The organism is Enterococcus rivorum (assembly GCF_001742285.1).
Lineage (GTDB): Bacteria > Bacillota > Bacilli > Lactobacillales > Enterococcaceae > Enterococcus_L > Enterococcus_L rivorum.
Genome location: NZ_MIEK01000021.1, coordinates 17,796 through 39,152, shown reverse-complemented (window position 1 = coordinate 39,152; position 21,357 = coordinate 17,796). Strand labels below are relative to the sequence as shown.

The following is a 21,357-nucleotide window of genomic DNA, read 5'->3' as shown; positions in this document are numbered from 1 at the left end:
ATAGATGACAAAAAAACGAGCTGAGATCAATGATCCCCAACTCGTTTTTCCAATGACATAAAACCGGTCTAATTTGTTCGAGTTAAAATCGTTTGAGTAATATCCAAAAGAATCTGTTTCGTATTCTCTTTGGTTTTCGGTAATTTTTCAATAGCATTCAATGCTTTGTTGGTGTAATCTGCGGCTAAATTCTGTGCTTTTATAACCCCACCTGAAGAATGAACGAGAGTATAAATCTCAGCGATATCGTCATCTGTTAAACTCTCTCTTTTTTCTAATAAAGGATGGAGTTCTTTGGGGTTTTCTTGTAAAGCATAGATCAGCGGCAAAGAGTAAATTCCTTGGCGAACATCTTCTAAAACTGGTTTCCCTAGTGTTTTAGAACTTTGCGTATAGTCTAATATGTCGTCAATAATTTGGAAAGCAATCCCAATATTTGAACCGATTTCGCCACAATTTTTGGCAAATCGTTCAGAAGTTCCACTTTCGTATGCTCCAACGAAACAACTTAATGCAAAAAGTTCTGCTGTTTTTCCGGAAACATTCTCGATATATTCTTTTACTGTCATATCCAAATTATAACGGCTATCCATTTGGCCCAGTTCTCCAGTTAAAATTTTCTCCATACTTCTTGAATTTAGCTGAATGCTTTTTAATGAAGAGGAGTAATTGGATAGCATTTTGAAACAGCAAACAAATAAGTAGTCGCCGGCATAAACGGCGGTATTATTACCAAAAGTGGAACGAATAGTTGGTAATCCTCTACGAATATCAGCTTCATCAACAATGTCATCATGAATCAACGTTGCTGTGTGGAGCATTTCAATAGATGCAGCTAAGGCTGTAGCTTTTTCGACATTGCGATTTTTTCCAAATTGGGAGAACAATAATTGATACGCTGGACGTAATAATTTTCCCCCAGAATGAATCATTGATAAAATTGCGGTTTCGATGTCTTTATTTTTTAGGAGAATCCTTTTTTCCATTAAGTGTAATGTGGTGGCTAGTTCAGTTGCTAGTTCAGGATAATTCTCCCACATTGGATGAATGTTCATAAAATGACTCCTTCGATATTCGATGTTAGAAATTATTGAAAAATTTGACTCCATTTATGTTTCGTGGTCTGCTCATAGTCTAATTGGAACCGACGTAAGGTTTGAACATGTTTTAATAGATAATTCGCTGCAATCCCAATAGCAATTCCTGACAAGAGACCGATAATTGAAAGAAAAGGTAAATAGAGCATCGGCACCCACGACTGAGCAAAAAAGGAGGTTGTTAGTAGCTGACCAACGTTATGCAAAAAGCCGCCAGTAGCACTAATCCCGATAATACTTACTCGTTTTGGTCCTAATCGTTTCACTAATAGCATCCCTAGATAACTAAGTAACGCACCACTTGCGCTGTAAAAGAAGGTAGAAATTGTGCCCCCTAGCAAGGTTGTAAGAATTAAGCGAAGACAAACCAAGAAAAAGCTTTCTCTTTTGCGCATCGTAAAAATAGCAATAATAGTAATCAGATTAGCTAAACCTAATTTAGCTCCTGGAGCAAAAGCAAAAGGGTAAGGAATCATGTTTTCAATTAGACCGATGATAACACCTTGGGCAACCAACATTGAGATGAAAATATTTCTTTGTAATTTACTCATACGCATCGACAACTTGTTAATAAATTAAGCTGCCATCCTCACTCCCATCAGAAGCTTCCACTGTAATAAACAAATTATGAGGGAGACAGGCGATAGGAGTTTCTCCTGGTTTAGAGATCCATCCGCGTCTCACGCAAGCAAGATCGCCACAATTTGCTTCTATAATACAAATCCGGTCACCTTCTACTTTGATTAAATTATAGTCACCATCTGGATCTTCATATTTATATGTATAGGTGGGGTCATCTTTTTTCAGTTCAAAAACTTTTACCACTTTACTGTCTACTTTTAAAACCGCTTGGGTCGTGACAGCTTCTACATTTTGCATACTAAAAACTACAAGGGGCAAGAAAGAACTGAGCGTTAATAGGGCAATAATAATGACATCCCAGGGACGCAAGTAACTTTTTTTGATAAATTCTTTAAGTTTCAACTCTTCCCTCTCCTTTGCAGTTTTCTTGAATGAGTCCGAATAAACGGTGGGAGTAGAAGCAACACTTCTGTTCCAATCTCATAGATAGAAGTAGCTAGGACAGAAGCAGCTTTTTCGGAATAAGCCGAAATGTTGAAAGCTAAATACTTCTGTCCCAAACCGTTCTATAATAATGTTGTTTTTTAGTCAATAAAAGCCAAGTTGTGATTAGTTTTTACTTCCGTATCTAGCTTTAGGGGTTCCGTACCACCATTTACCTAAGGTACGTTGAATCCATGGAATAACCCAGCGGTCTAATCCCACTGCACGTCCAGAACCGTTCATTAAAGCAAAGGCAACGAAGATGAACCAGATATTTACCCAGTAGAACATACCAGATAAGCAGAAAGCAATTGTTAGTCCAATTGTAGCTGCACTTGATAGCCATGTGAATAGACCAGCGATTAATGCTAGAGCAATCAATACTTCGACAATGGTCATGAATTTTTGCATAAACAAGGCAACATCTTGATTTGGCATCATAAATTTCATTACACTTTCAAACCATTTAGGCATCTTTTCAAAAACTTGCATCGGTTGCTCGCCATATGCATAGCTTAAGCCAAAATGAGCCGTTTGAGTTGCTGTGTCAGTTGCTCCTTCAGCAGCAGAAGCGCCAGTAGTTACTTGTTCTTGTAGCCAAGGAAACGGGAAGGCAACTTTATCGGTAAACCATGATCCTTCACCAAACCAAGTTCCTGGTTTCAAGTAGTCACCAGTACCAACGATTTTTTTCATTGACTCGACTAGCCAAACGGTACCGTAGAATATACGCAACGGTACGCTCCATAGCACGTTACCATAGCGAGAAGAGTGACCTCTAGTGACATTACGATCATCTTTAATATGGAAAAATTCATGCATCATATATTGGAACATATAATAACCAGAACGAATATCAAAGAAGTATTTCAAGTTAACAATGTGTTTCATGATGATAGCTAAGAAACCACTTAAATGAATTTTATCAAACAAGTTAGCAACGCCCCATTTAGAGCCAACAGAAACCATGAATCCTTGGTAATTCCCTTTGAATTTATGTTTTTCGCCACCATTAATTGATGCCACCACGTTTGCTGCCGCTGTGTGACCTGTTTGTTCAGCCGCTTGAACGATTTGTGGTGTTGGTGTATCAGGGAATTCTTCGTAGTAAACTAAGTCGCCGATAATATAGATGTTTTTGTCTTCATATCCTTTTGCTTGCATATATTCGTTTGCAATTAAACGATTGCCGCGAGCAGATTCTAAGCCAAAATCAGCTGCATCAGAGGTTGCTTTTACACCAGCAGTCCAGATTAATGTGTGAGTCGGCACTTTAGAACCGTCTTTTAAAGTAATGTGGTCTGCGGCAACTTCAACGATCGGTGCATTTTTAAGTAGCTGAACATTTTTCTTTTCAAGATAGCGTTCAGCTTTTGCTGCATCATTGCGTGACAACATGTTTAAGATAGTTGGCATTGCTTCAACAACAGATAAAGTGAATTCTGCAGGATCAAGTTTAAATTCTTGGGCTAAACGATCTTTCCAATCGATTAACTCCCCAATCATTTCGATTCCTGTAAAACCAGAACCACAAACAACAAAAGTTAGCATTGCTTTACGAACTTCTGCATCAGGTTCAATTGCTGCTTTTTCAACAGTTTTTAAAATGTGTTCGCGGATTTTTAATGCGTCATCAAATGACCATAAAGTAAATCCGTTCTCTTTGACACCAGGAGTACCAAAGTCATTTGGTTCGCCACCCATTCCAATAATCAATTGGTCAAAAGGATAAGAGCCTTGTTCTGTTTTAACGACTTTGTTGTCCTTATCGATTCCTGTAACAGTGTCTGTTACAAGATTTACGTTCTTTTTACGTGAGAACAAACGTTGTAAATCGTATTGAATCGCTGAAGGTTCAACACGTCCGCCGGCTACTTCATGTAGCTCTGTCATCATGGTGTGGTAAGAATGACGATCGATTAATGTAATCTCAACGTCACTATTTTTTTTCAATTTTTTTGCTAAAAATTTGGTCGCTGAAACTCCAGCATAACCAGCACCGACAACGACAATGTTTTGCTTTGTCATTGATAATCCGCTCCTTAAATAAATAGAATGAAAAGTGAAAATAATAACACAATCGTCCTTTATTATATAGCCTTGATACCTATTTGTCTAATAGCAATTCTTAATTAAAGGAAATAAAATTTTTTTGATTAGAAATACGTGAAAAAAAGCTAAAATTTTGCTTTTATTTAAAAGTTTGTTTGACAATTGGCTTTTATGTTATAGAATGTAAAGTGAATCACAAACTTTAGTTTGTGTAGATTAACAAAAGGAAAAGGTGGATAAATATGAAAATGACTAAACTTGTAAAAGGTTTCACAGTTGTCGCTCTTGCTACTCTTGTTTTGGCAGCTTGTGGATCAGACAAAAAAGCAGACGATACAAAGAAAAGTGCTGAAAGCTCAGCAGTAGAGAAATCTTCTGATTCTTCTGAAGCAGTTGCTGAAAAAGAAGCAGGCGGAGATCTTAAAGATGGTACTTATAAATTAGAAGAAAAAAATGAAGCGAATGGTTACCGTGCTGTTTTTGAAATGACAGTAAAAGATGGTAAAATCACAGAGTCTAAATATGACAACATAAACGCTGATGGAAAATCTAAAAAAGATGATGCTGATTACGAAAAAAGCATGAAAGAAAAATCTGGCGTTGGTCCTGCTGAATACATCAAAGAGTTAAATGCTTCATTGGTTAAGGCTCAAAGTGCTAGTGGTGTCGAAGTAGTTACAGGGGCAACTAACTCAAGTCAATCATTCCAAAACTATGCACAACAATTGATCCAAGCTGCACAAGCTGGTGACACAAAAACAATCGAAATCGACAATGGGGCAGATCTTAAAGACGGTACTTACTCATTGAAAGAAAAAAATAATTCTAATGGTTACCATACACAATTTTCAATCGTTGTAAAAGATGGTAAAATTACAGAATCTAAATATGACAATGTAAATGATGAAGGCAAATCAAAAGCAGATGATGCTGACTACAACAAAAACATGAAAGACAAAGCTGGCATCGGACCAAAAGAATACATTGCGACATTTAATGAAGAATTCGTAAAAGCAATGAATGATGAAAAACCAGGCGTTGGCAACATGGATGTAGTAACAGGAGCGACTCATAGCTTCCATTCATTTGTGATCTATGCGGAACAATTAATCAATGCAGCTGAAAAAGGCGATACAAACGAAATCGTTGTTGATAACATTGTATTGAAAAACTAATTTCACTTTTTGAAATAACAAAATAAGCAACACAGAATACGTAACAAGAGATTACCCTTTGACTAGGACCTATGGAAGGCGGCAATTGTCTTTTATAGCTAGTCAAAGGTTCTTTTGTTTAAATCTTAAAAGGAATAAAGAGATAAACATAGAGTAGGGTGCATATAAAAGCAATTTACTGCAGAAGAAGAATACATAAACAAGCTCACTTTACTGTACTAAGCCACATATAAAAAAGTGTTGTGTATAAATAAGATTAGACTATTCTGGTCTTTCAATTTAAAAAAAGGGCAACTAGGCTCCGCTATCAGCAGTTATTGCCAGTGAAAAACCGTGGAGCTACTCTGAGCCCAAAGTTCAGGTTTCAGAGCTTCCAAGCTTTAAAATTGGGCTAAATAAATGGTAAGCCTAAGTAATTCATATTGGATTCGGACCATAGTTACTGGCACCAACTGCTAGTAGTTCCGCTTTTTCTTTGGAATCAGCCCTTTTGTTTATGTAATACGAGTGAACGAATCTTTTATTATAGATGAGGTTGAGACAGAAGTCCTTTTGGGGCGAGATATCGGACCGAAAAGCGTACAATACGCTTTATGTATTGAGTGATTTTCGGGAAATTTCCGAAGACCCAGGCTTTTTACCACTGTTTATTCGGGTTTAGAGGATGAAACAAAATTGATTTTAGTTTTTTTCCTATCCTCTTGGGGTCAAAATTACTTAATTGTCTATATATTGCTGTAGTTTAGGCTAGTCTTAAAATAGTAAGACTTCATTTTTTGTAATAAAATAGGTAGAAATTTCTTTTCAATCTAGCAAAAACGCGCTACTATTAGGAAGATAATTTTTAGTGGAGGGATACGATGAATAAAAGAAAATCACTGACAGCAGCCTTATTGGTAACGCTAGTCCTGTTTATAGCTGCTTGTGGAAAAACGGAAAAAGCAGATGCACCTAAAATCAATGATACACCATACTCTGATGAACAGTTTTTATTAGGAACCTATGTACAAGTTCGAATTTATGATGATGGAAAAGAAGCGGTTTTAGACAAAGCTTTTGACCGAGTGAAAGAACTAGGAGATAAAATTACTGTAAACCAAAAAGGTTCTGAAATTGATGAAGTCAATCAACAAGCTGGAATTAAACCAGTCAAAGTATCCGACGATATCTATCCTCTATTGAAACGTGCGTATGAGTATAGTGAAGACTCTCAAGGTGGCTTTGATATGGCGATTGGACCAATCACGCAATTGTGGCATATCGGTTTTGATGATGCCCGTAAGCCGTCACAAGAAGAGATCGATCAAGCGTTAAAATTAGTTGATTACAAAAAAGTGAAATTGAATGATAAAGATAAAACCGTTTATCTTGAAGAAAAAGGGATGCAGCTAGATTTAGGTGCGATCGCTAAAGGATTTATCACGGATGAAGTGGTAAAAGTGTTGCAAGATAATGGCGTAACAACGGCAATTGTTGATTTAGGTGGCAATGTGTTCGTTTTAGGTCATAGTCCAAGAGGCGAAAAAGAAGACTGGAATGTGGGGATTCAAGACCCTAATAAGGCTCGTAATACAGTAATAGGAACCATTAAAGAAAGCAACAAGACATTAGTGACTTCAGGAATTTATGAACGCTACTTAAAAGCGGACGGAAAAACGTATCATCATTTGTTTGATCCGAAGACAGGTTATCCTTTTGACAACGACATTGCAGGAGTCACTATTATTACAGAGAAATCGATTGATGGCGATGGATTGTCAACAGCGGTTTTTGCAATGGGGGTAAAAAAAGGATTAGAATACGCTGAAAGTTTAAAAAATGTAGATACTATTTTTGTCACTAAAGAAGATAAAGTTTATGTTAGTAAGGATATTGAAAAGACGTTTGAGTTAGGGAAAGATTCTGGATATACAATGGGAGATCGACAAGAATTGAAATAAGGGGTAAAAATAATGTCGTTAAATGTGTTTTTGAAAGTGGTAGAAATTCAAACGAAATTGGCAAGTCTATTTCCATTTATTTTAGGGATATTGTTTTCAGTTGCTTATTTTCATCAGTTTCATTTAGGTTATACTGTGTTGTTTTTTATTGGAATGTTGGTTTTTGATATGGCTACTACAGCTATTAATAATTACATGGATTTCCAAAAAGCAAAATCAGAAACCTATAAGTTTGAAGAAAATATTATTGGTCAATCAGGTGTTTCCCCTGCATTAGTTCGTAAAATGATTTTTGCAATGATTGCTTTTTCTGCTGTTGTAGGCATCTTCTTGTCCTTAAAAACAGGTTGGCTATTTTTAGTAATGGGTGGAATTTGCTGTTTTATTGGTATTTTTTACACTTTTGGACCAATTCCGTTATCAAGGATGCCTTTAGGGGAAGTCTTTAGCGGATTTACTATGGGGTTAGGTATTTTTGCTATGACCATTTATTTAAATGTGTTGACTAACAGACCGTTTTATTTAGCGTTAGATTTTGCTAAAGGAACATTTGCTTTAACAGGAAATTTATGGGCTGTTATGGCGATTGTTTGGGCATCGTTACCGATTGTTTTTACTATCGCGAATATTATGTTAGCCAATAATTTAAGGGATTTAGATACAGATATTGAGAACCATAGATATACATTGGTGTATTATATTGGTCGTCCTCATGGCGTGGTTTTGTTCCAATTATTAATGCTGGCTTCCTATGCAGTAATTTTGGTTGGTTGGCCTTTTGGGGTGTATCGTTGGCCGATTCTACTTGTCTTTCTATCTCTACCAGTAGTTTTGAAAAACTTAAAGACCTTTAAAGAGGAATTACCTCAACCGAAAAGCTTTAGACATTCAATTAAAAATTTACTAGCGTTTAACGGCAGCTATGCATTAGGGTTGCTTTTGACGATAATTATAGAAAAAATCCAAGGCTGATTTTACAGCCTTGGATTTTTTTTTCCAGCAATCGTGCTTAAACTGATTTCACCAGAGGATAAAATTTTTTCGGTACCATCAGCTAGAGTAACAATGAGTTCTCCTTGCTGATTGATTGTTTTTGCGATTCCTTGATAATTTTTCCCCGCTTGTGAAAAAGTTACTTCTTTTCCTAGAACAAAGGATTTTGAACGATAGTCTTCTAAAAATTGTTCTTTTGGTAATTCGGATAAAATAGCATAAAATTGATTCCAAATTTCAGCGATAAGTTCATTACGGGAAATCGTCGGTTCTTGGTTGGAAAATAGAGAAGTAGCTGTTTGGTGAATTTCTTCAGGAAATTCTTCTTGTTTAATGGAAAAGTTAATCCCCATGCCAATGATAACGTTGGAAATTTGACCAGATTCTACATCACTCATGGCTTCGGACAGAATACCACAAACCTTTTTTCCATTTAAATAAATGTCGTTGACCCATTTGATTTCAGTCGTTACATTTGTCAGACGATCCATTGCTTTTGAGACAGCCACAGCCATAATTACGGTATATTGTGCCATTTCTTCAAAATTTTGATTCGGTCGTAAAAGCATACTCATATAAATTCCGCAGCCAGCCTTTGAAAAAAAAGCTCGTCCAAAGCGCCCTTTTGGTGCTTCCTGCATATCGGCAACAATCAATGTGTTTTCAGGCTCGCCATTTATAGCTGCTAACTTGGCATTTTTTATTGTAGAATCAGAACTATTTAAAAGACTGATATGAAGCTTAGGTGTCTGTTGATTCAAAGCCAATTGAATTCCTTCCACAGATAAAACATCATTTTTTTTGTAATGATAACCTTTATTTGGACTGCTAGAAATGGAATGCCCTTCTTTTTTTAGCTCATTAATCGCTTTCCAAATCGCTGTCCGAGAGACTGAAAGTTGTTGTGCCATTTCTTCTCCCGATAAAAAATCAGCAGGGTGTTGCATTAGTAATGTTAAAACTGCACTTTTTGTAGACATATTGCCCCTCCAGTTGTTTCGAATCCTTTTCCTTTACTATAGTGAAAAACCTTGTTGTCGTCAATCTCTTTAAGAAAAAGGTTGCAGAGTAAAATCCATCCAAAGGCGTATGTATTTTATTTAGAATATGGTTATAATTAGTTTATTGATAAGTCGTAGCCAACTGTTAGGGAAACGTTACTGGTTAATTTTTGGCTTACGACACAGATAGGAGAGAATAAAAAATGGAAAGAAAGCAATATGTATGTGATAAATGTGGGAATATGCATTATGTATCCGATCAATTTCAAGCAACGGGTGGGAACTTTGCAAAGATTTTTGATGTTCAAAATAAAAAATTTATCACGGTTAGCTGTACGCAATGTGGGTTTACAGAGCTATATCGTGGCCAAACGTCCGATGGTTGGAACGTACTCGATTTCTTGATTGGTAATTAACAAAATAAAAGTGTTCAGACAATTTTTTAGTTGTTTGAACACTTTTTTATTTATTGACTACTTTTTTCTTTCAATTTCTTTAAGTCTACTCGAATAAGTAATGATAGGAATAAGGCCACAAAACATAGGATAACAAAAATAATTAAGGTTGAACTATACGTTTTTGTGGTTTCGTGAATAAATGAGAGTAATAAAGGACCAACCATACCAGCTACTGCCCATGCAGTCAAAATATATCCATGAATAGCACCCAGTTCTTTTGTACCAAAGACATCGCCAATGTAAGCTGGGATGACTGAAAAACCAGCGCCGTAACAAGTCATAATGATACAGATTAGCACTACAAAGATAATTGGTGATTTCAGAAAATAAAGTGCTGTGAGTGCAAGAATATCAATAACAAAAATCGTAGTGAAAACATTAGGACGTCCAATATAGTCAGATAGTGTTGCCCAGAAAAGGCGTCCACCCCCGTTAAATAACCCCATAATGCCAACCATTGTCGCCGCTACAGCAGCAGTCATACCTGTTACTTCTTGAGCCATTGGTGAAGCAGCAGAGACTAAGGCAATTCCGCAAGTAATATTGATAAACAACATCAGCCATAATATCCAGAAACGACGAGTTTTAATCGCTTCATTAGCTGTCAATTGTGAAAAGTCTTCTTTAATTTTTGGTTTTGCTTTTTCATTATCAGATTCCGTTTGCTCATAGCCTTTAGGAACCCATCCAACAGGTGGTTTTTCTAAATACTGGGAAGCAACGAACATCACAAGAAAATACGCTGCACCTAAAATGAAAAAGGTTTTAGAAATCCCCACGCTGCCCATTAATTTTTGAGCAATCGGTCCTGTAATTAATGAGGCGAAACCAAAGCCCATAATAGCCATCCCTGTAGCCAGCCCTCGATGATCTGGGAACCAGCGAATCATTGTAGAAACTGGTGTCACATAACCAGAACCTAGTCCAATTCCTCCGATAATTCCATAAGAGATATAGAGAAGAGGGAGCGACTCCATACTGACTGCTAATCCTGTTAGAGCAATACCTGAACCAAAGAGAATAGAAGCAACTGTTCCGGTTTTTCGTGGCCCAAATTTTTCTACAAATTTCCCCATAAATGCTGCTGAAATTCCTAAACAGAAAATCGCAATACTGAAAGCAAATGAGATAGGCGCTTCCTCCCAACCAGTTTGCTGAGCAATGGGTTTGGTATAAATACTCCATGCATAAGCAGACCCAATAGAAAGATGGACAGCGATTCCTGCTAAAGCAATCAGCCATCTGTTTTTGACTTTTGTTTCTTTGGCCATGTTTATCCTCCTAATTGAGAGACAACTTCTCTTTTTGAACGCTTGTTGGACATCATACGGGCATGTAAAAAATAATTTACCAACAGACAAAAAATACAAAATTTAACCAACGATTACTGATAGTAAAAAGGGAAAACCGTAATTGAGAATTTTTTCACATGAATGAAGACATCACCACAATAAAAAGAAGAAATTGCTCTTTAAATGTTAAATTACATGATAGCATAATTGAAAACGAATTCAAAGGTCTTGTAGGATTAAATATCATTTTGATGAATTTATTATCAGTAACTAGAACAATTTTAAATAGTTATAGAATTTTGACAGTGAAATAGAAGGAATATGAAAGTTTCAAAGTTATGCTAGGTGGTATTATATTGTTGTGGTTAGGCCTAATCAAATAAAAATAAAGGAGTGTAGTAAATGGCAAATGAATGGGGAAGCCCTTTTTCTGGAACAAGTCTGGCACGTAATTCTTTTTCTGGCGGCCAATTGTTTGGTAAACATCCAGGTGGCGAATTTCGTCCAAATGGTTTCCATAATGGGTTAGACTTTGGTTCTATAGACCATCCAGGTAACGATCTTAGGGCTGTTCACAGTGGAACTGTAACTTTTGCAGGGAATCCGGGAATTGCTGGATTAGGTGCACTAGTAATCGTTATTCAAAGTGCTGGAATCAATATTGTGTATCAAGAATTTGCTTCAAGTACTGCTAATGCAAGAGTGAAGACTGGCGATACTGTTACATTAGGACAAGTAATTGGAATTAGAAATACAGAGCATTTGCATTTAGGAATGACTCGTATGGATTGGCGTCAAGCACAGCAGTATGCATTTACTGATAACGGAACGTGGCTAGATCCACTACCTATTTTAACATCGGGAACATCAGGTGGAGAAACACCAACACAAAATAAAGGAGAGACAACTATGCAATGTATTTACTCAAAAGGAAAAGCAATGTATTATTTTACAGGAGATAAAGTTAAAATTTTAACAGATCCAGCACAGGTAAATATTTTAAAGACGATTTATCGTGATAATAATGGTAAAGACATGCCTGTTTATGACTGGAGTGGAACTAACCCTACATCAGATTTATTACTAACAGTCTTAAAAAACAATCTGGCTGGATAATATTGGTAGCTAGGCTTAATTAATCTATAAAGATAAATATTAATATTTTAAAGGAGACATCAACAGTATCTTTAGTGGAACCTAATCAAGTTGTCAATGCAAAATATTAAGTAATGAATAAAAAGTAGGGAGGAACAAGATGACTACACAACTAGAAACTGCCAAACAGATTTGGAACTATTTAAGCAGTAAAGGATGGAGCCAAGAATCTGTAGCGGCATTATTAGGCAATATGCAATCAGAAAGTGGTATTATTCCTGATTGTTGGGAATCGGACATCATTGGCAATATGTCTGGCGGGTATGGGCTAGTTCAATGGACACCAGCAACAAAATATATTAACTGGGCGAAAACGAATGGATTGGTTTATCAAGATGTAATCAGTCAATGCAAACGTTTAGAATGGGAAGTTGAAAATAATCAACAGTTTCAACATCCATCTATGACATTTAAACAATTTTCTCAAAGTAAACAAATGCCAGAATTTTTGGCAGATATTTTTATTCGATATTACGAACGTCCAGCTAACCCGAACCAGCCTATTCGACAAACGCAAGCCAGGTATTGGTTCAATTTACTCAAAACAATACAAAATAAAGGAGAGGTTACTATGCAATGTATTTACTCAAAAGGAAAAGCAATGTATTATTTTACAGGAGATAAAGTTAAAATTTTAACAGATCCAGCACAGGTAACTATTTTAAAAACGATTTATCGTGATAATAATGGTAAAGACATGCCTGTTTATGATTGGAGTGGAACTAATCCTACGTCGGATTTATTATTAACAGCTTTAAAAAATAATTTAGCTGGATAACGTTTCTAGACATACTTAACTAGTCTATATTAAAATTTGACTGGTTCAATTTTGTTAAATTAAGCCCCTTCCTTAAGCATTACAGGAGGGGGCTTTTACTTCTAATATAAATAATAGTTAGTCTTAAACCAGCAACAACTGGTCATCTTTCAATTCAGTACCACTGTTTTTATGGAACATATCCATCAGTTCATTGACGGTTAGATCTTTTTTCTTTTCAGCTGGAACGTCTACAACGACTTGTCCTTGATGAAGCATAATTAAGCGATTCCCATAACGAATGGCATCCTCCATATCATGGGTAACCATAAAGGCAGTCAGATTGTGCTCTTTGATTAAGCGATCGGTTAGCTCCATTACTGTAATTGAAGTTTTAGGATCAAGAGCCGCTGTGTGTTCGTCTAATAAAATAAGTTCTGGACGAATTAGCGTAGCCATTAATAAAGTAATCGCTTGTCTTTGTCCACCAGATAGCAATCCGATTTCGGTAGCTAAACGGTTTTCTAACCCTAGACCCAAGCTTGCTAATTGTTCTTTGAAAAATTGACGCTCTTTTTTTCTAACACCGTTTCCTAATCCTCTTTTTTTACCGCGTTTCATGGCTAATGCCATATTTTCTTCCACTGTCAAACGGACGGCAGTGCCCATTTTAGGATCTTGAAACACACGACTGATTTGTTTGGAACGTGCTACGACTTTTTGTTTAGTAACATCCACTTCATTTAGAAATAGCTGACCTTCTTCAATGGGTAAAGTTCCGGCAATGCTGTTGAGTAAAGTAGACTTTCCAGCACCGTTTCCACCAATAATGGTAATGAATTCACCTTGATTAATGGTTAAGTTGATTCCTTTGAGAACATGGTTTTCATTTACCGTCCCACGTTCAAAGCATTGGTGTAAATTTTTGATAGTTAAGACTGATTTCATTTGGCCTGTCCTCCTTTTTTTGTATTCTTTTTAGAAAAACCTAATTTTTTCTGAATTAATGGTGAAGACAAGCAAATAACTAATATAATAGCAGAGAATAATTTCAAATCGGCTGGATCAACGTTTAATTCCAACACGCAAGCTAGGATAAATCGATAAAGAATAGCACCGATAACAATGGTAATTAGTCTGACTGGTAATGATTTGTTTCTGAACAGCACCTCTGCAATGATAATGGAAGCAAGACCGATAACGATTGTCCCGATTCCTGAATTTAAATCAGCAAAACTATTATTTTGTGCTAATAAAGCACCTGCTAAAGCAATACAGCCATTTGAAAGCATATAACCGATAATTTTCATGTTATCAGTTTTAATCCCGTTGGCTTCACTCATTTCGATGTTATCCCCAGTGGCACGAGTTGCCAAACCAATTTCAGTTTTAAAGAATAAAACAAGGAGTACAATCACCACAGCAACAATCAATAAGCCAATCAGAATAACGCTATTGATTTTAGTTAAACCTAATGTTTGTGCTGGCGAAAAAATAGTGTCTGTTCCTAGTAAAGGAATGTTTGGAGCGCCCATAATCCGAGAATTTATACTGTAAAGTCCTGTCATGGTAATGATTCCTGCTAGTAATGCTGGGATTTTTAACTTAGTGTGTAGTAATCCCGAAACCAATCCCGCAAGCGTTCCCGCGACAAAGGCAATCAATACCGCAATAAGTGGTGTCATGATAGGATTGAGTTCCATTAAGGCTTGTAAAGGGGCCGGCCAAGTCGTTGGATCTTTTGTTAGAATAATTGCTGCCACAGCTCCACCCAAAGGAAAGCTTCCTTCAGTAGTTAAATCAGCAATATCTAGGATGCGATAGGTTAGAAAAACACCAATTGCTAACAAAGACCATAAAAGTCCTTGCGAAGTGGAAGAGAGAAAAATATTGAGTATATTTGACAAAAAAATCAGCTTCTTTCAATAAAAATTTGTAGTTATGTATAAACTATTGAGATAAATCCGTTTTATCAGTTTATCTCAATAGTCTTACTTAGGCAATAGACAGCGGTGGGAATTGATCATATAAAATAGGAAGTATTCCTTCAATTTTATTTTGGTATTTTGATACTATCTGGATCAATTCCTATTGCTTTGGCCATTTCCTTATTAATAGATAAATCTAAGTTTTTAGCTGTTTCCACAGGCATTGTCGCAGGTTCTGCTTCACCTTTTAGAATTTTAGCAGCCATTTCACCCGTTTGTTTTCCTAATGCTTTATAGTCGATTCCGATAGTCGCGATACCACCTTCAGTTACTTGTTCAATTGAAGCGGGAACAATTGGGATTTTGTATTCTTTTGCAACTTCTCCAATAACCGCAGAGGCAGAAGCAAATGTGTTGTCTGTTGGAATGTAGATTCCGTCAGTATCTTTGGCCAAGCTAGTTGTTACTTGTTGTACATCATTCGTTGAATTTGCTGTTAAAACTTTTACTTTTACGCCAGCTTTAGTCAACGCTTTTTCGGCAATATCAGCTTGAATTTTAGAATTTGTTTCGCCAGCATTATACATGATGCCAATCGTCTTTGCATCTGGAACGATACTTAGTAATAACTCGATTTGCTTATCAATATCTACTAAGTCAGTTGTACCTGTGACATTTCCACCTGGTTTTTCATTTGATTTTACTAATTTTGCTTCTTCTAAATCAGTGACAGCTGTGACAACGATTGGAATAGTTGTAGTTTCATTTAAAAGAGATTGAGCAGCTGGCGTAGCAATACCAAGCATCAAGTCCGGTTTTTCTTTTACCAATTTTTCACTCATACTTTTTAACTGTGCTTGATCGTTTTGAGCATTCAAGTAGTTAATTTTTAGGTTTTCTCCTTCTTTAAAGCCATTTTCAGCTAAGCCTTCTTTAAATCCTTCATAAGCAGCATCTAATGAGCCGTGTTCAACTAATTGAAGCACACCGACCGTTTTCATTTCTTTGTCTGAGCTACCATCTGTTTTGTCTTTAGTATTACTTCCGCAAGCGCCCAGTGTTAACAATGCAACAGCCGACAAAATTCCTAGTCCTAACAATTTCTTTTTCATCCTAATTCCTCCAATTTGTTTTAGTGAAACAAAAAATCCATTTAGACAATATGCCTAAATGGATGATAAAAGTCATAAAGTAAGAAAACTTCTTCATACGCCACTTAGAAATTGTCTACGCGGCTTTTGCTCCATACAAAATTCTTCAGCCATCATAGATACAAAACAGGTTTCTGCTTGTTTGTATCCACAACTCATGAATACAAACCTATCCAAAATAGCTAAAGTAAAGATTATTCGATTGTGGGTGGATTAGTACGTTCATAAATAGTCTCCTCCGCAAAATGAATTGCTTATAGTATAAAGGAAAAACTAAAGGACTGTCAACCGATTCAGTGAAATTGTCTGACTATTTTTGAAATTCCATTTAAGGTGATTGCTTTTTCTATTATGGTGTGGGATATTTATGATTATATTGGTTTATTTATAAATATGTTGGGAATTAATAAGGGGGAGATAGAGAAATGAAAAAAAGCATAGCGCTAATGTTAGGGATTAGCTTCTTAATATTGGGGATCAGCGGTTGTGTACCAGGTAAGGGTCAAGTAGATTCTACTAGTAAATCCATTCAGAAAGAAAAGAGAAAACTGGAAAAACAAGATAAAGATGATGAATTGCAAACACAAACATCTTCTACTACCGATGAAGAAGAAATAAAAGAAGAGGTAGAATGTGTAGCGCCAAATGGCGAAAAATTTCAATACGGCTTGTTGAAGGGCTGGCGAGAGTATCCAGAGTTCGAATCAATTAATCCAGTAGCGAGTTTTGTTATTACGAACTATAAAACTTTTATGGGAGCTATTATCGATAGTAAGGAAGATATAGTTGATTTTGCAGCATTTGAAAATATGATGGTTGAGCAGATGGCGTTGCGTGCAGGTGAAGAAATTTTAACGACTCCAATAGAATTAAATGGAATGAAAGGCTCTGTAGCAAGTTTTGAGGCGGAGATAGAGGGAGCTAATATACACTACGTTGTATATTATTTAGAAAGTAAAGACAATTATATTCAGTTGTTAACATGGGTTTCTAAAAGTATGTTTAAAGATCATGAGGAACAGATGAAGCAAATTGCAATGACTTTTAAACCGATAGATTAAAGGTATCTGTCAATGTTGTCTAATTAAGATATATTTTGATGTTAGAAGTGATTTGTGGAACAAATAGAAATTAGTAGAAAACAATCGGAGGGGCAGAATTTTTTGTATTATATTTTGTTCGTTCGATTTTTTCTGAGAAGCCTATACTTACATATTAATAATATAAAAGTAATTTATACTAATCCTTGACTTCTACTATAGAAGAGAGTAAAATTAATAGATGCAAAAACTATCTGAAAAAAATGATGAAGCAGGAGCGAAATATTGTCCGTTCCGGTTTTTTATAGGGAAACAAAAGTAGAAACGCACGAGAAATTTTCAAGAGCACATTCTATTTTTGGTTTTTTTTTGCCTAAAAACTGCATAAAATGCTCGCTGTTACAGTAATTTAATATTTGTAACAGTATTGAAAAATTCGGTTAGTGTTTTGATAGACTTTTAAGTTAGAGGAGTGAAGAGCTTGGCTGGACACGTAGTAAAATACGGAAAACACCGCGAACGTAGAAGTTTCGCACGTATCAGTGAAGTATTGGAATTACCAAATTTGATTGAAATTCAAACAGATTCTTATCAGTGGTTCTTGGACGAAGGTCTAAGAGAGATGTTTGAAGATATTTTACCAATCGATGATTTCCAAGGGAATCTTTCTTTGGAATTTGTAGATTACGAACTAAAAGAACCGAAGTATACAGTTGAAGAAGCACGTGCACATGATGCGAATTATTCTGCACCATTACATGTAACTTTACGATTAACAAACCGTGAAACGGGAGAAATCAAAGCACAAGAAGTATTCTTTGGCGATTTCCCTCTAATGACTGAAATGGGTACTTTTGTTATCAACGGGGCTGAACGTGTTATCGTATCTCAGTTAGTCCGTTCACCAGGAGTTTATTTCCATGGTAAAGTTGATAAAAACGGTAAAGAAGGTTTTGGTTCTACTGTAATTCCTAACCGTGGTGCATGGCTAGAAATGGAAACTGATGCGAAAGATATTTCTTATGTAAGAATTGACCGCACACGTAAAATTCCTTTGACCGTTCTTGTTCGTGCGTTAGGTTTTGGCTCGGATGATACAATCTTTGAGATTTTTGGTGAAAGTGAAGGTCTACGCAATACAATTGAAAAAGACTTACACAAAAATGCAACGGATTCTCGTACAGAGGAAGGGTTAAAAGACATCTATGAGCGTCTTCGACCTGGCGAACCAAAAACAGCAGACAGTTCACGTAACTTGTTAAATGCTCGTTTCTTTGATCCAAAACGTTATGACTTAGCCAATGTTGGTCGCTATAAAGTTAATAAAAAATTGGATTTAAAAACACGTCTATTGAACTTAACATTAGGTGAAACATTAATTGATGCTGAAACAGGCGAAATCCTTGCTGAAAAAGGAACAGTTTTATCACATCAAGTAATGGAAACTTTAGGAGAACATATTGATAATGGCTTGAACAGCATTACTTTTTATCCTACAGAAGATGGCGTAGTAACAGAGCCAATGACGATTCAAACCATTAAGGTGCTTTCTCCAAAAGATCCTGAACGTATCGTGAATGTGATTGGTAATGGCTATCCTGATACAAGTGTGAAAACAGTTCGTCCAGCTGATATTATTGCTTCAATGAGTTATTTCTTTAACTTAATGGAAGATATCGGCAATGTAGATGATATCGATCACTTAGGAAATCGTCGGATTCGTTCAGTGGGTGAATTACTGCAAAATCAATTCCGTATCGGTTTAGCACGTATGGAGCGTGTGGTTCGTGAAAGAATGTCTATTCAAGACACTGAGACCTTAACACCACAACAATTGATTAATATTCGTCCAGTTGTGGCAAGTATTAAAGAGTTCTTTGGTTCTTCTCAGTTATCACAGTTCATGGATCAAACAAACCCATTAGGTGAGTTAACGCACAAACGTCGTCTATCTGCCTTAGGGCCTGGTGGTTTGACTCGTGACCGTGCCGGCTATGAAGTTCGAGACGTTCACTATTCCCATTATGGTCGTATGTGTCCGATTGAAACGCCTGAGGGTCCGAATATTGGATTGATTAACAGCTTATCTAGTTATGCTAAAGTAAATAAATTTGGTTTTATTGAAACACCGTATCGTCGTGTCGATCGTGCAACCGGTCGAGTAACAGATCAAGTAGATTATCTAACTGCTGACACGGAAGACCATTACATCGTAGCCCAAGCGAACTCTTTATTAAACGAAGACGGTACGTTTGCGGAAGAATTAGTAATGGCTCGTTTGCAAAGTGAAAACCTTGAAGTGACGATTGATAAAGTCGATTATATGGATGTATCTCCTAAACAGGTAGTTGCAGTCGCTACAGCGTGTATTCCGTTCTTGGAAAACGATGACTCCAACCGTGCCTTGATGGGTGCCAACATGCAGCGTCAAGCAGTTCCGTTGATTCAACCTCGTTCTCCGCTTGTGGGAACTGGGATGGAATATAAATCTGCCCATGACTCAGGGGCCGCTCTTTTATGTAAACATGATGGTGTGGTTGAGTATGTTGATGCTTCAGAAGTTCGCGTTCGTCGCGACAATGGTGCATTAGATAAATATATGGTAACAAAATTCCGTCGTTCAAATTCTGGAACAAGTTATAACCAACGTCCAATTGTCTTTTTAGGCGAAAAAGTTGAAAAAGGTGATACATTGGCGGATGGACCTTCTATGGAAGAAGGGGAAATGGCTTTAGGACAAAACGTTCTTGTCGGCTTCATGACTTGGGAAGGTTACAACTATGAAGATGCGATTATTATGAGTCGTCGTTTAGTGAAAGATGATGTTTACACTTCTATCCATATTGAAGAATATGAATCAGAAGCTCGTGATACAAAATTAGGACCTGAAGAAATCACTCGTGAAATTCCAAACGTCGGAGAAGATGCCTTAAAAGATCTAGATGAAATGGGCATTATCCGTATTGGTGCTGAAGTGAAAGATGGCGACCTACTAGTAGGGAAAGTCACACCTAAGGGCGTAACTGAGTTATCTGCTGAAGAGCGTTTGTTACATGCTATCTTTGGCGAAAAAGCTCGTGAAGTACGTGATACTTCATTACGTGTACCTCATGGTGGTGGTGGTATTGTCCATGATGTGAAAATCTTTACCCGTGAAGCTGGAGATGAATTATCTCCTGGTGTAAATATGTTGGTTCGTGTGTATATTGTTCAAAAACGTAAAATCAACGAAGGGGATAAGATGGCCGGTCGTCACGGAAATAAAGGGGTTGTATCCCGTATTATGCCTGAAGAAGATATGCCGTTCTTACCAGATGGAACACCGATTGATATCATGTTAAATCCTCTAGGGGTACCGTCTCGTATGAACATCGGACAAGTATTGGAATTGCACTTAGGAATGGCTGCTCGTCAGTTAGGCATTCATATTGCAACACCAGTCTTCGATGGCGCGAATGATGATGATGTTTGGGAAACTGTTCGTGAAGCTGGTATGGCTAGTGATGCGAAGACTGTTTTATATGACGGTCGTACAGGGGAACCATTTGATAACCGCATTTCTGTTGGGGTTATGTACATGATTAAACTTGCCCACATGGTTGATGATAAATTACATGCCCGTTCGATTGGACCATACTCACTTGTTACCCAACAACCACTTGGAGGTAAAGCTCAATTTGGTGGACAGCGTTTTGGGGAAATGGAAGTATGGGCACTGGAAGCTTACGGTGCTGCGTATACATTACAAGAAATTTTAACGTACAAATCAGATGATGTTGTTGGTCGTGTGAAAACTTACGAAGCAATCGTTAAGGGTGAACCAATTCCAAAACCAGGTGTACCGGAATCATTCCGCGTATTAGTGAAAGAATTACAATCACTTGGCTTAGACATGCGTGTATTGGACATTGAAGAACAAGAAATCGAATTACGTGATATGGATGACGATGATGATGACTTGATCACTGTTGATGCCCTAACCAAATTTGCAGAACAACAATCAGCAAAACAATTAGAAAAAGAAGCGGCTGATGCAAAAGATGCTGCGGATGCAAATCTTCTTCAAAATATTGAAACAGCTGAAGATACGAAAGACTAATTGTTTAAATAGAAGTTCATTAGCTCTACCAGAGAATTGGCAGTTTTTTGAAAAAGTTTCAGATTTTAAATTAGGTTAGAAAGTTATTTGTCTAAACAGACAAATTCTTTCTTCCCTCAATTTGGCTTGAAAGCTTAGTCATTTAATAGCATCA

At 36.7% G+C, this 21,357-nt stretch carries 16 protein-coding genes and 1 pseudogene; 8 read left to right on the top strand and 9 right to left on the bottom strand.

Annotation, left to right across the window (positions count from 1 at the left end; translation table 11 throughout):
* Positions 1-68: 68 nt before the first annotated feature.
* The 4 genes from BCR26_RS08335 to BCR26_RS08320 all read right to left on the bottom strand — a co-directional run bounded on the left by BCR26_RS08335 (position 69) and on the right by BCR26_RS08320 (position 4,190).
* Positions 69-1,055: a polyprenyl synthetase family protein gene (locus BCR26_RS08335; RefSeq protein ID WP_069698524.1), complete on the bottom strand. Its 987-nt coding sequence runs from the start codon at positions 1,053-1,055 to the stop codon at positions 69-71.
* 32 nt (positions 1,056-1,087) lie between these two features.
* Entirely contained in the window at positions 1,088-1,648 is a 561-nt protein-coding gene (locus BCR26_RS08330; RefSeq protein ID WP_069698535.1) for a Gx transporter family protein, read from the bottom strand.
* Between the two features lie 16 nt (positions 1,649-1,664).
* Complete coding sequence (locus BCR26_RS08325) at positions 1,665-2,081, bottom strand: NusG domain II-containing protein (protein ID WP_069698523.1); 417 nt, start codon at positions 2,079-2,081, stop codon at positions 1,665-1,667.
* Between the two features lie 207 nt (positions 2,082-2,288).
* Positions 2,289-4,190 (bottom strand): NAD(P)/FAD-dependent oxidoreductase, encoded by a 1,902-nt coding sequence (locus BCR26_RS08320; RefSeq protein ID WP_069698522.1) that lies wholly within the window; start codon positions 4,188-4,190, stop codon positions 2,289-2,291.
* 266 nt (positions 4,191-4,456) lie between these two features.
* Here BCR26_RS08320 and pplA point away from each other — a divergent pair, with 266 nt between their 5' ends.
* The 3 genes from pplA (at position 4,457) to menA (ending at position 8,301) form a co-directional block, all read left to right on the top strand.
* Positions 4,457-5,389, top strand: a complete 933-nt coding sequence (pplA, locus tag BCR26_RS08315) for an extracellular electron transfer flavoprotein PplA (protein WP_069698521.1) — start codon at positions 4,457-4,459, stop codon at positions 5,387-5,389.
* 860 nt (positions 5,390-6,249) lie between these two features.
* Positions 6,250-7,329, top strand: coding sequence for an FAD:protein FMN transferase (locus BCR26_RS08310; RefSeq protein WP_069698520.1), 1,080 nt, complete (start codon positions 6,250-6,252; stop codon positions 7,327-7,329).
* A 12-nt stretch (positions 7,330-7,341) separates the two neighbouring features.
* On the top strand, positions 7,342-8,301 hold the full coding sequence (menA, locus tag BCR26_RS08305; protein ID WP_069698519.1) for a 1,4-dihydroxy-2-naphthoate polyprenyltransferase: 960 nt from the start codon (positions 7,342-7,344) through the stop codon (positions 8,299-8,301).
* Positions 8,302-8,303: 2 nt separating this feature from the next.
* On the opposite strand, the gene BCR26_RS08300 is transcribed toward menA, so the two are convergent.
* Positions 8,304-9,302: a biotin--[acetyl-CoA-carboxylase] ligase gene (locus BCR26_RS08300; RefSeq protein ID WP_069698518.1), complete on the bottom strand. Its 999-nt coding sequence runs from the start codon at positions 9,300-9,302 to the stop codon at positions 8,304-8,306.
* Between the two features lie 224 nt (positions 9,303-9,526).
* Between BCR26_RS08300 and BCR26_RS08295 the strand changes: the two genes are divergently transcribed.
* The gene (locus tag BCR26_RS08295; protein ID WP_069698517.1) at positions 9,527-9,739 is read left to right on the top strand and encodes a zinc ribbon domain-containing protein; all 213 of its coding nucleotides are present in this window, start codon (positions 9,527-9,529) and stop codon (positions 9,737-9,739) included.
* A gap of 50 nt (positions 9,740-9,789) precedes the next feature.
* Here BCR26_RS08295 and BCR26_RS08290 read toward each other — a convergent pair whose 3' ends face one another.
* Positions 9,790-11,052, bottom strand: coding sequence for an L-lactate MFS transporter (locus BCR26_RS08290; protein WP_069698516.1), 1,263 nt, complete (start codon positions 11,050-11,052; stop codon positions 9,790-9,792).
* Between the two features lie 432 nt (positions 11,053-11,484).
* Between BCR26_RS08290 and BCR26_RS18935 the strand changes: the two are divergent.
* Both BCR26_RS18935 and BCR26_RS08280 read left to right on the top strand, forming a co-directional pair.
* Positions 11,485-11,934, top strand: a pseudogene (locus tag BCR26_RS18935) (M23 family metallopeptidase); the annotation flags it as partial.
* A gap of 394 nt (positions 11,935-12,328) precedes the next feature.
* Entirely contained in the window at positions 12,329-13,006 is a 678-nt protein-coding gene (locus BCR26_RS08280) for a phage tail tip lysozyme (protein ID WP_069698515.1), read from the top strand.
* A 123-nt stretch (positions 13,007-13,129) separates the two neighbouring features.
* Here the strand turns inward: BCR26_RS08280 and BCR26_RS08275 are convergent, their stop codons facing one another.
* The 3 genes from BCR26_RS08275 to BCR26_RS08265 form a co-directional block, all read right to left on the bottom strand.
* Positions 13,130-13,933, bottom strand: a complete 804-nt coding sequence (locus BCR26_RS08275; RefSeq protein WP_069698514.1) for an ABC transporter ATP-binding protein — start codon at positions 13,931-13,933, stop codon at positions 13,130-13,132.
* Positions 13,930-14,883 carry an ABC transporter permease gene (locus tag BCR26_RS08270; RefSeq protein WP_069698534.1) on the bottom strand — a complete coding sequence of 318 codons (954 nt, stop codon included), beginning with the start codon at positions 14,881-14,883 and terminating at the stop codon, positions 13,930-13,932. The genes BCR26_RS08275 and BCR26_RS08270 overlap by 4 nt, the downstream gene beginning before the upstream one ends.
* Positions 14,884-15,038: 155 nt before the next feature.
* Positions 15,039-16,025, bottom strand: a complete 987-nt coding sequence (locus BCR26_RS08265; RefSeq protein WP_069698513.1) for an ABC transporter substrate-binding protein — start codon at positions 16,023-16,025, stop codon at positions 15,039-15,041.
* Between the two features lie 464 nt (positions 16,026-16,489).
* Between BCR26_RS08265 and BCR26_RS08260 the strand changes: the two genes are divergently transcribed.
* Together BCR26_RS08260 and rpoB are read left to right on the top strand one after the other, a co-directional pair.
* Entirely contained in the window at positions 16,490-17,125 is a 636-nt protein-coding gene (locus BCR26_RS08260; protein WP_069698512.1) for a hypothetical protein, read from the top strand.
* Positions 17,126-17,585: 460 nt separating this feature from the next.
* Positions 17,586-21,203, top strand: a complete 3,618-nt coding sequence (gene rpoB / locus BCR26_RS08255; protein ID WP_084387073.1) for a DNA-directed RNA polymerase subunit beta — start codon at positions 17,586-17,588, stop codon at positions 21,201-21,203.
* Positions 21,204-21,357: the final 154 nt, after the last annotated feature.

Coding starts and splice junctions, on each gene's coding strand:
- BCR26_RS08275 (WP_069698514.1), bottom strand. CDS start 13,933: ATGAAATCAGTCTTAACTATCAAAAATTTACACCAATGCTTTGAACGT.
- BCR26_RS08320 (WP_069698522.1), bottom strand. CDS start 4,190: ATGACAAAGCAAAACATTGTCGTTGTCGGTGCTGGTTATGCTGGAGTT.
- BCR26_RS08300 (WP_069698518.1), bottom strand. CDS start 9,302: ATGTCTACAAAAAGTGCAGTTTTAACATTACTAATGCAACACCCTGCT.
- BCR26_RS08265 (WP_069698513.1), bottom strand. CDS start 16,025: ATGAAAAAGAAATTGTTAGGACTAGGAATTTTGTCGGCTGTTGCATTG.
- BCR26_RS08260 (WP_069698512.1), top strand. CDS start 16,490: ATGAAAAAAAGCATAGCGCTAATGTTAGGGATTAGCTTCTTAATATTG.
- BCR26_RS08310 (WP_069698520.1), top strand. CDS start 6,250: ATGAATAAAAGAAAATCACTGACAGCAGCCTTATTGGTAACGCTAGTC.
- BCR26_RS08330 (WP_069698535.1), bottom strand. CDS start 1,648: ATGAGTAAATTACAAAGAAATATTTTCATCTCAATGTTGGTTGCCCAA.
- pplA (WP_069698521.1), top strand. CDS start 4,457: ATGAAAATGACTAAACTTGTAAAAGGTTTCACAGTTGTCGCTCTTGCT.
- BCR26_RS08295 (WP_069698517.1), top strand. CDS start 9,527: ATGGAAAGAAAGCAATATGTATGTGATAAATGTGGGAATATGCATTAT.
- BCR26_RS08290 (WP_069698516.1), bottom strand. CDS start 11,052: ATGGCCAAAGAAACAAAAGTCAAAAACAGATGGCTGATTGCTTTAGCA.
- BCR26_RS08335 (WP_069698524.1), bottom strand. CDS start 1,055: ATGAACATTCATCCAATGTGGGAGAATTATCCTGAACTAGCAACTGAA.
- BCR26_RS08280 (WP_069698515.1), top strand. CDS start 12,329: ATGACTACACAACTAGAAACTGCCAAACAGATTTGGAACTATTTAAGC.
- menA (WP_069698519.1), top strand. CDS start 7,342: ATGTCGTTAAATGTGTTTTTGAAAGTGGTAGAAATTCAAACGAAATTG.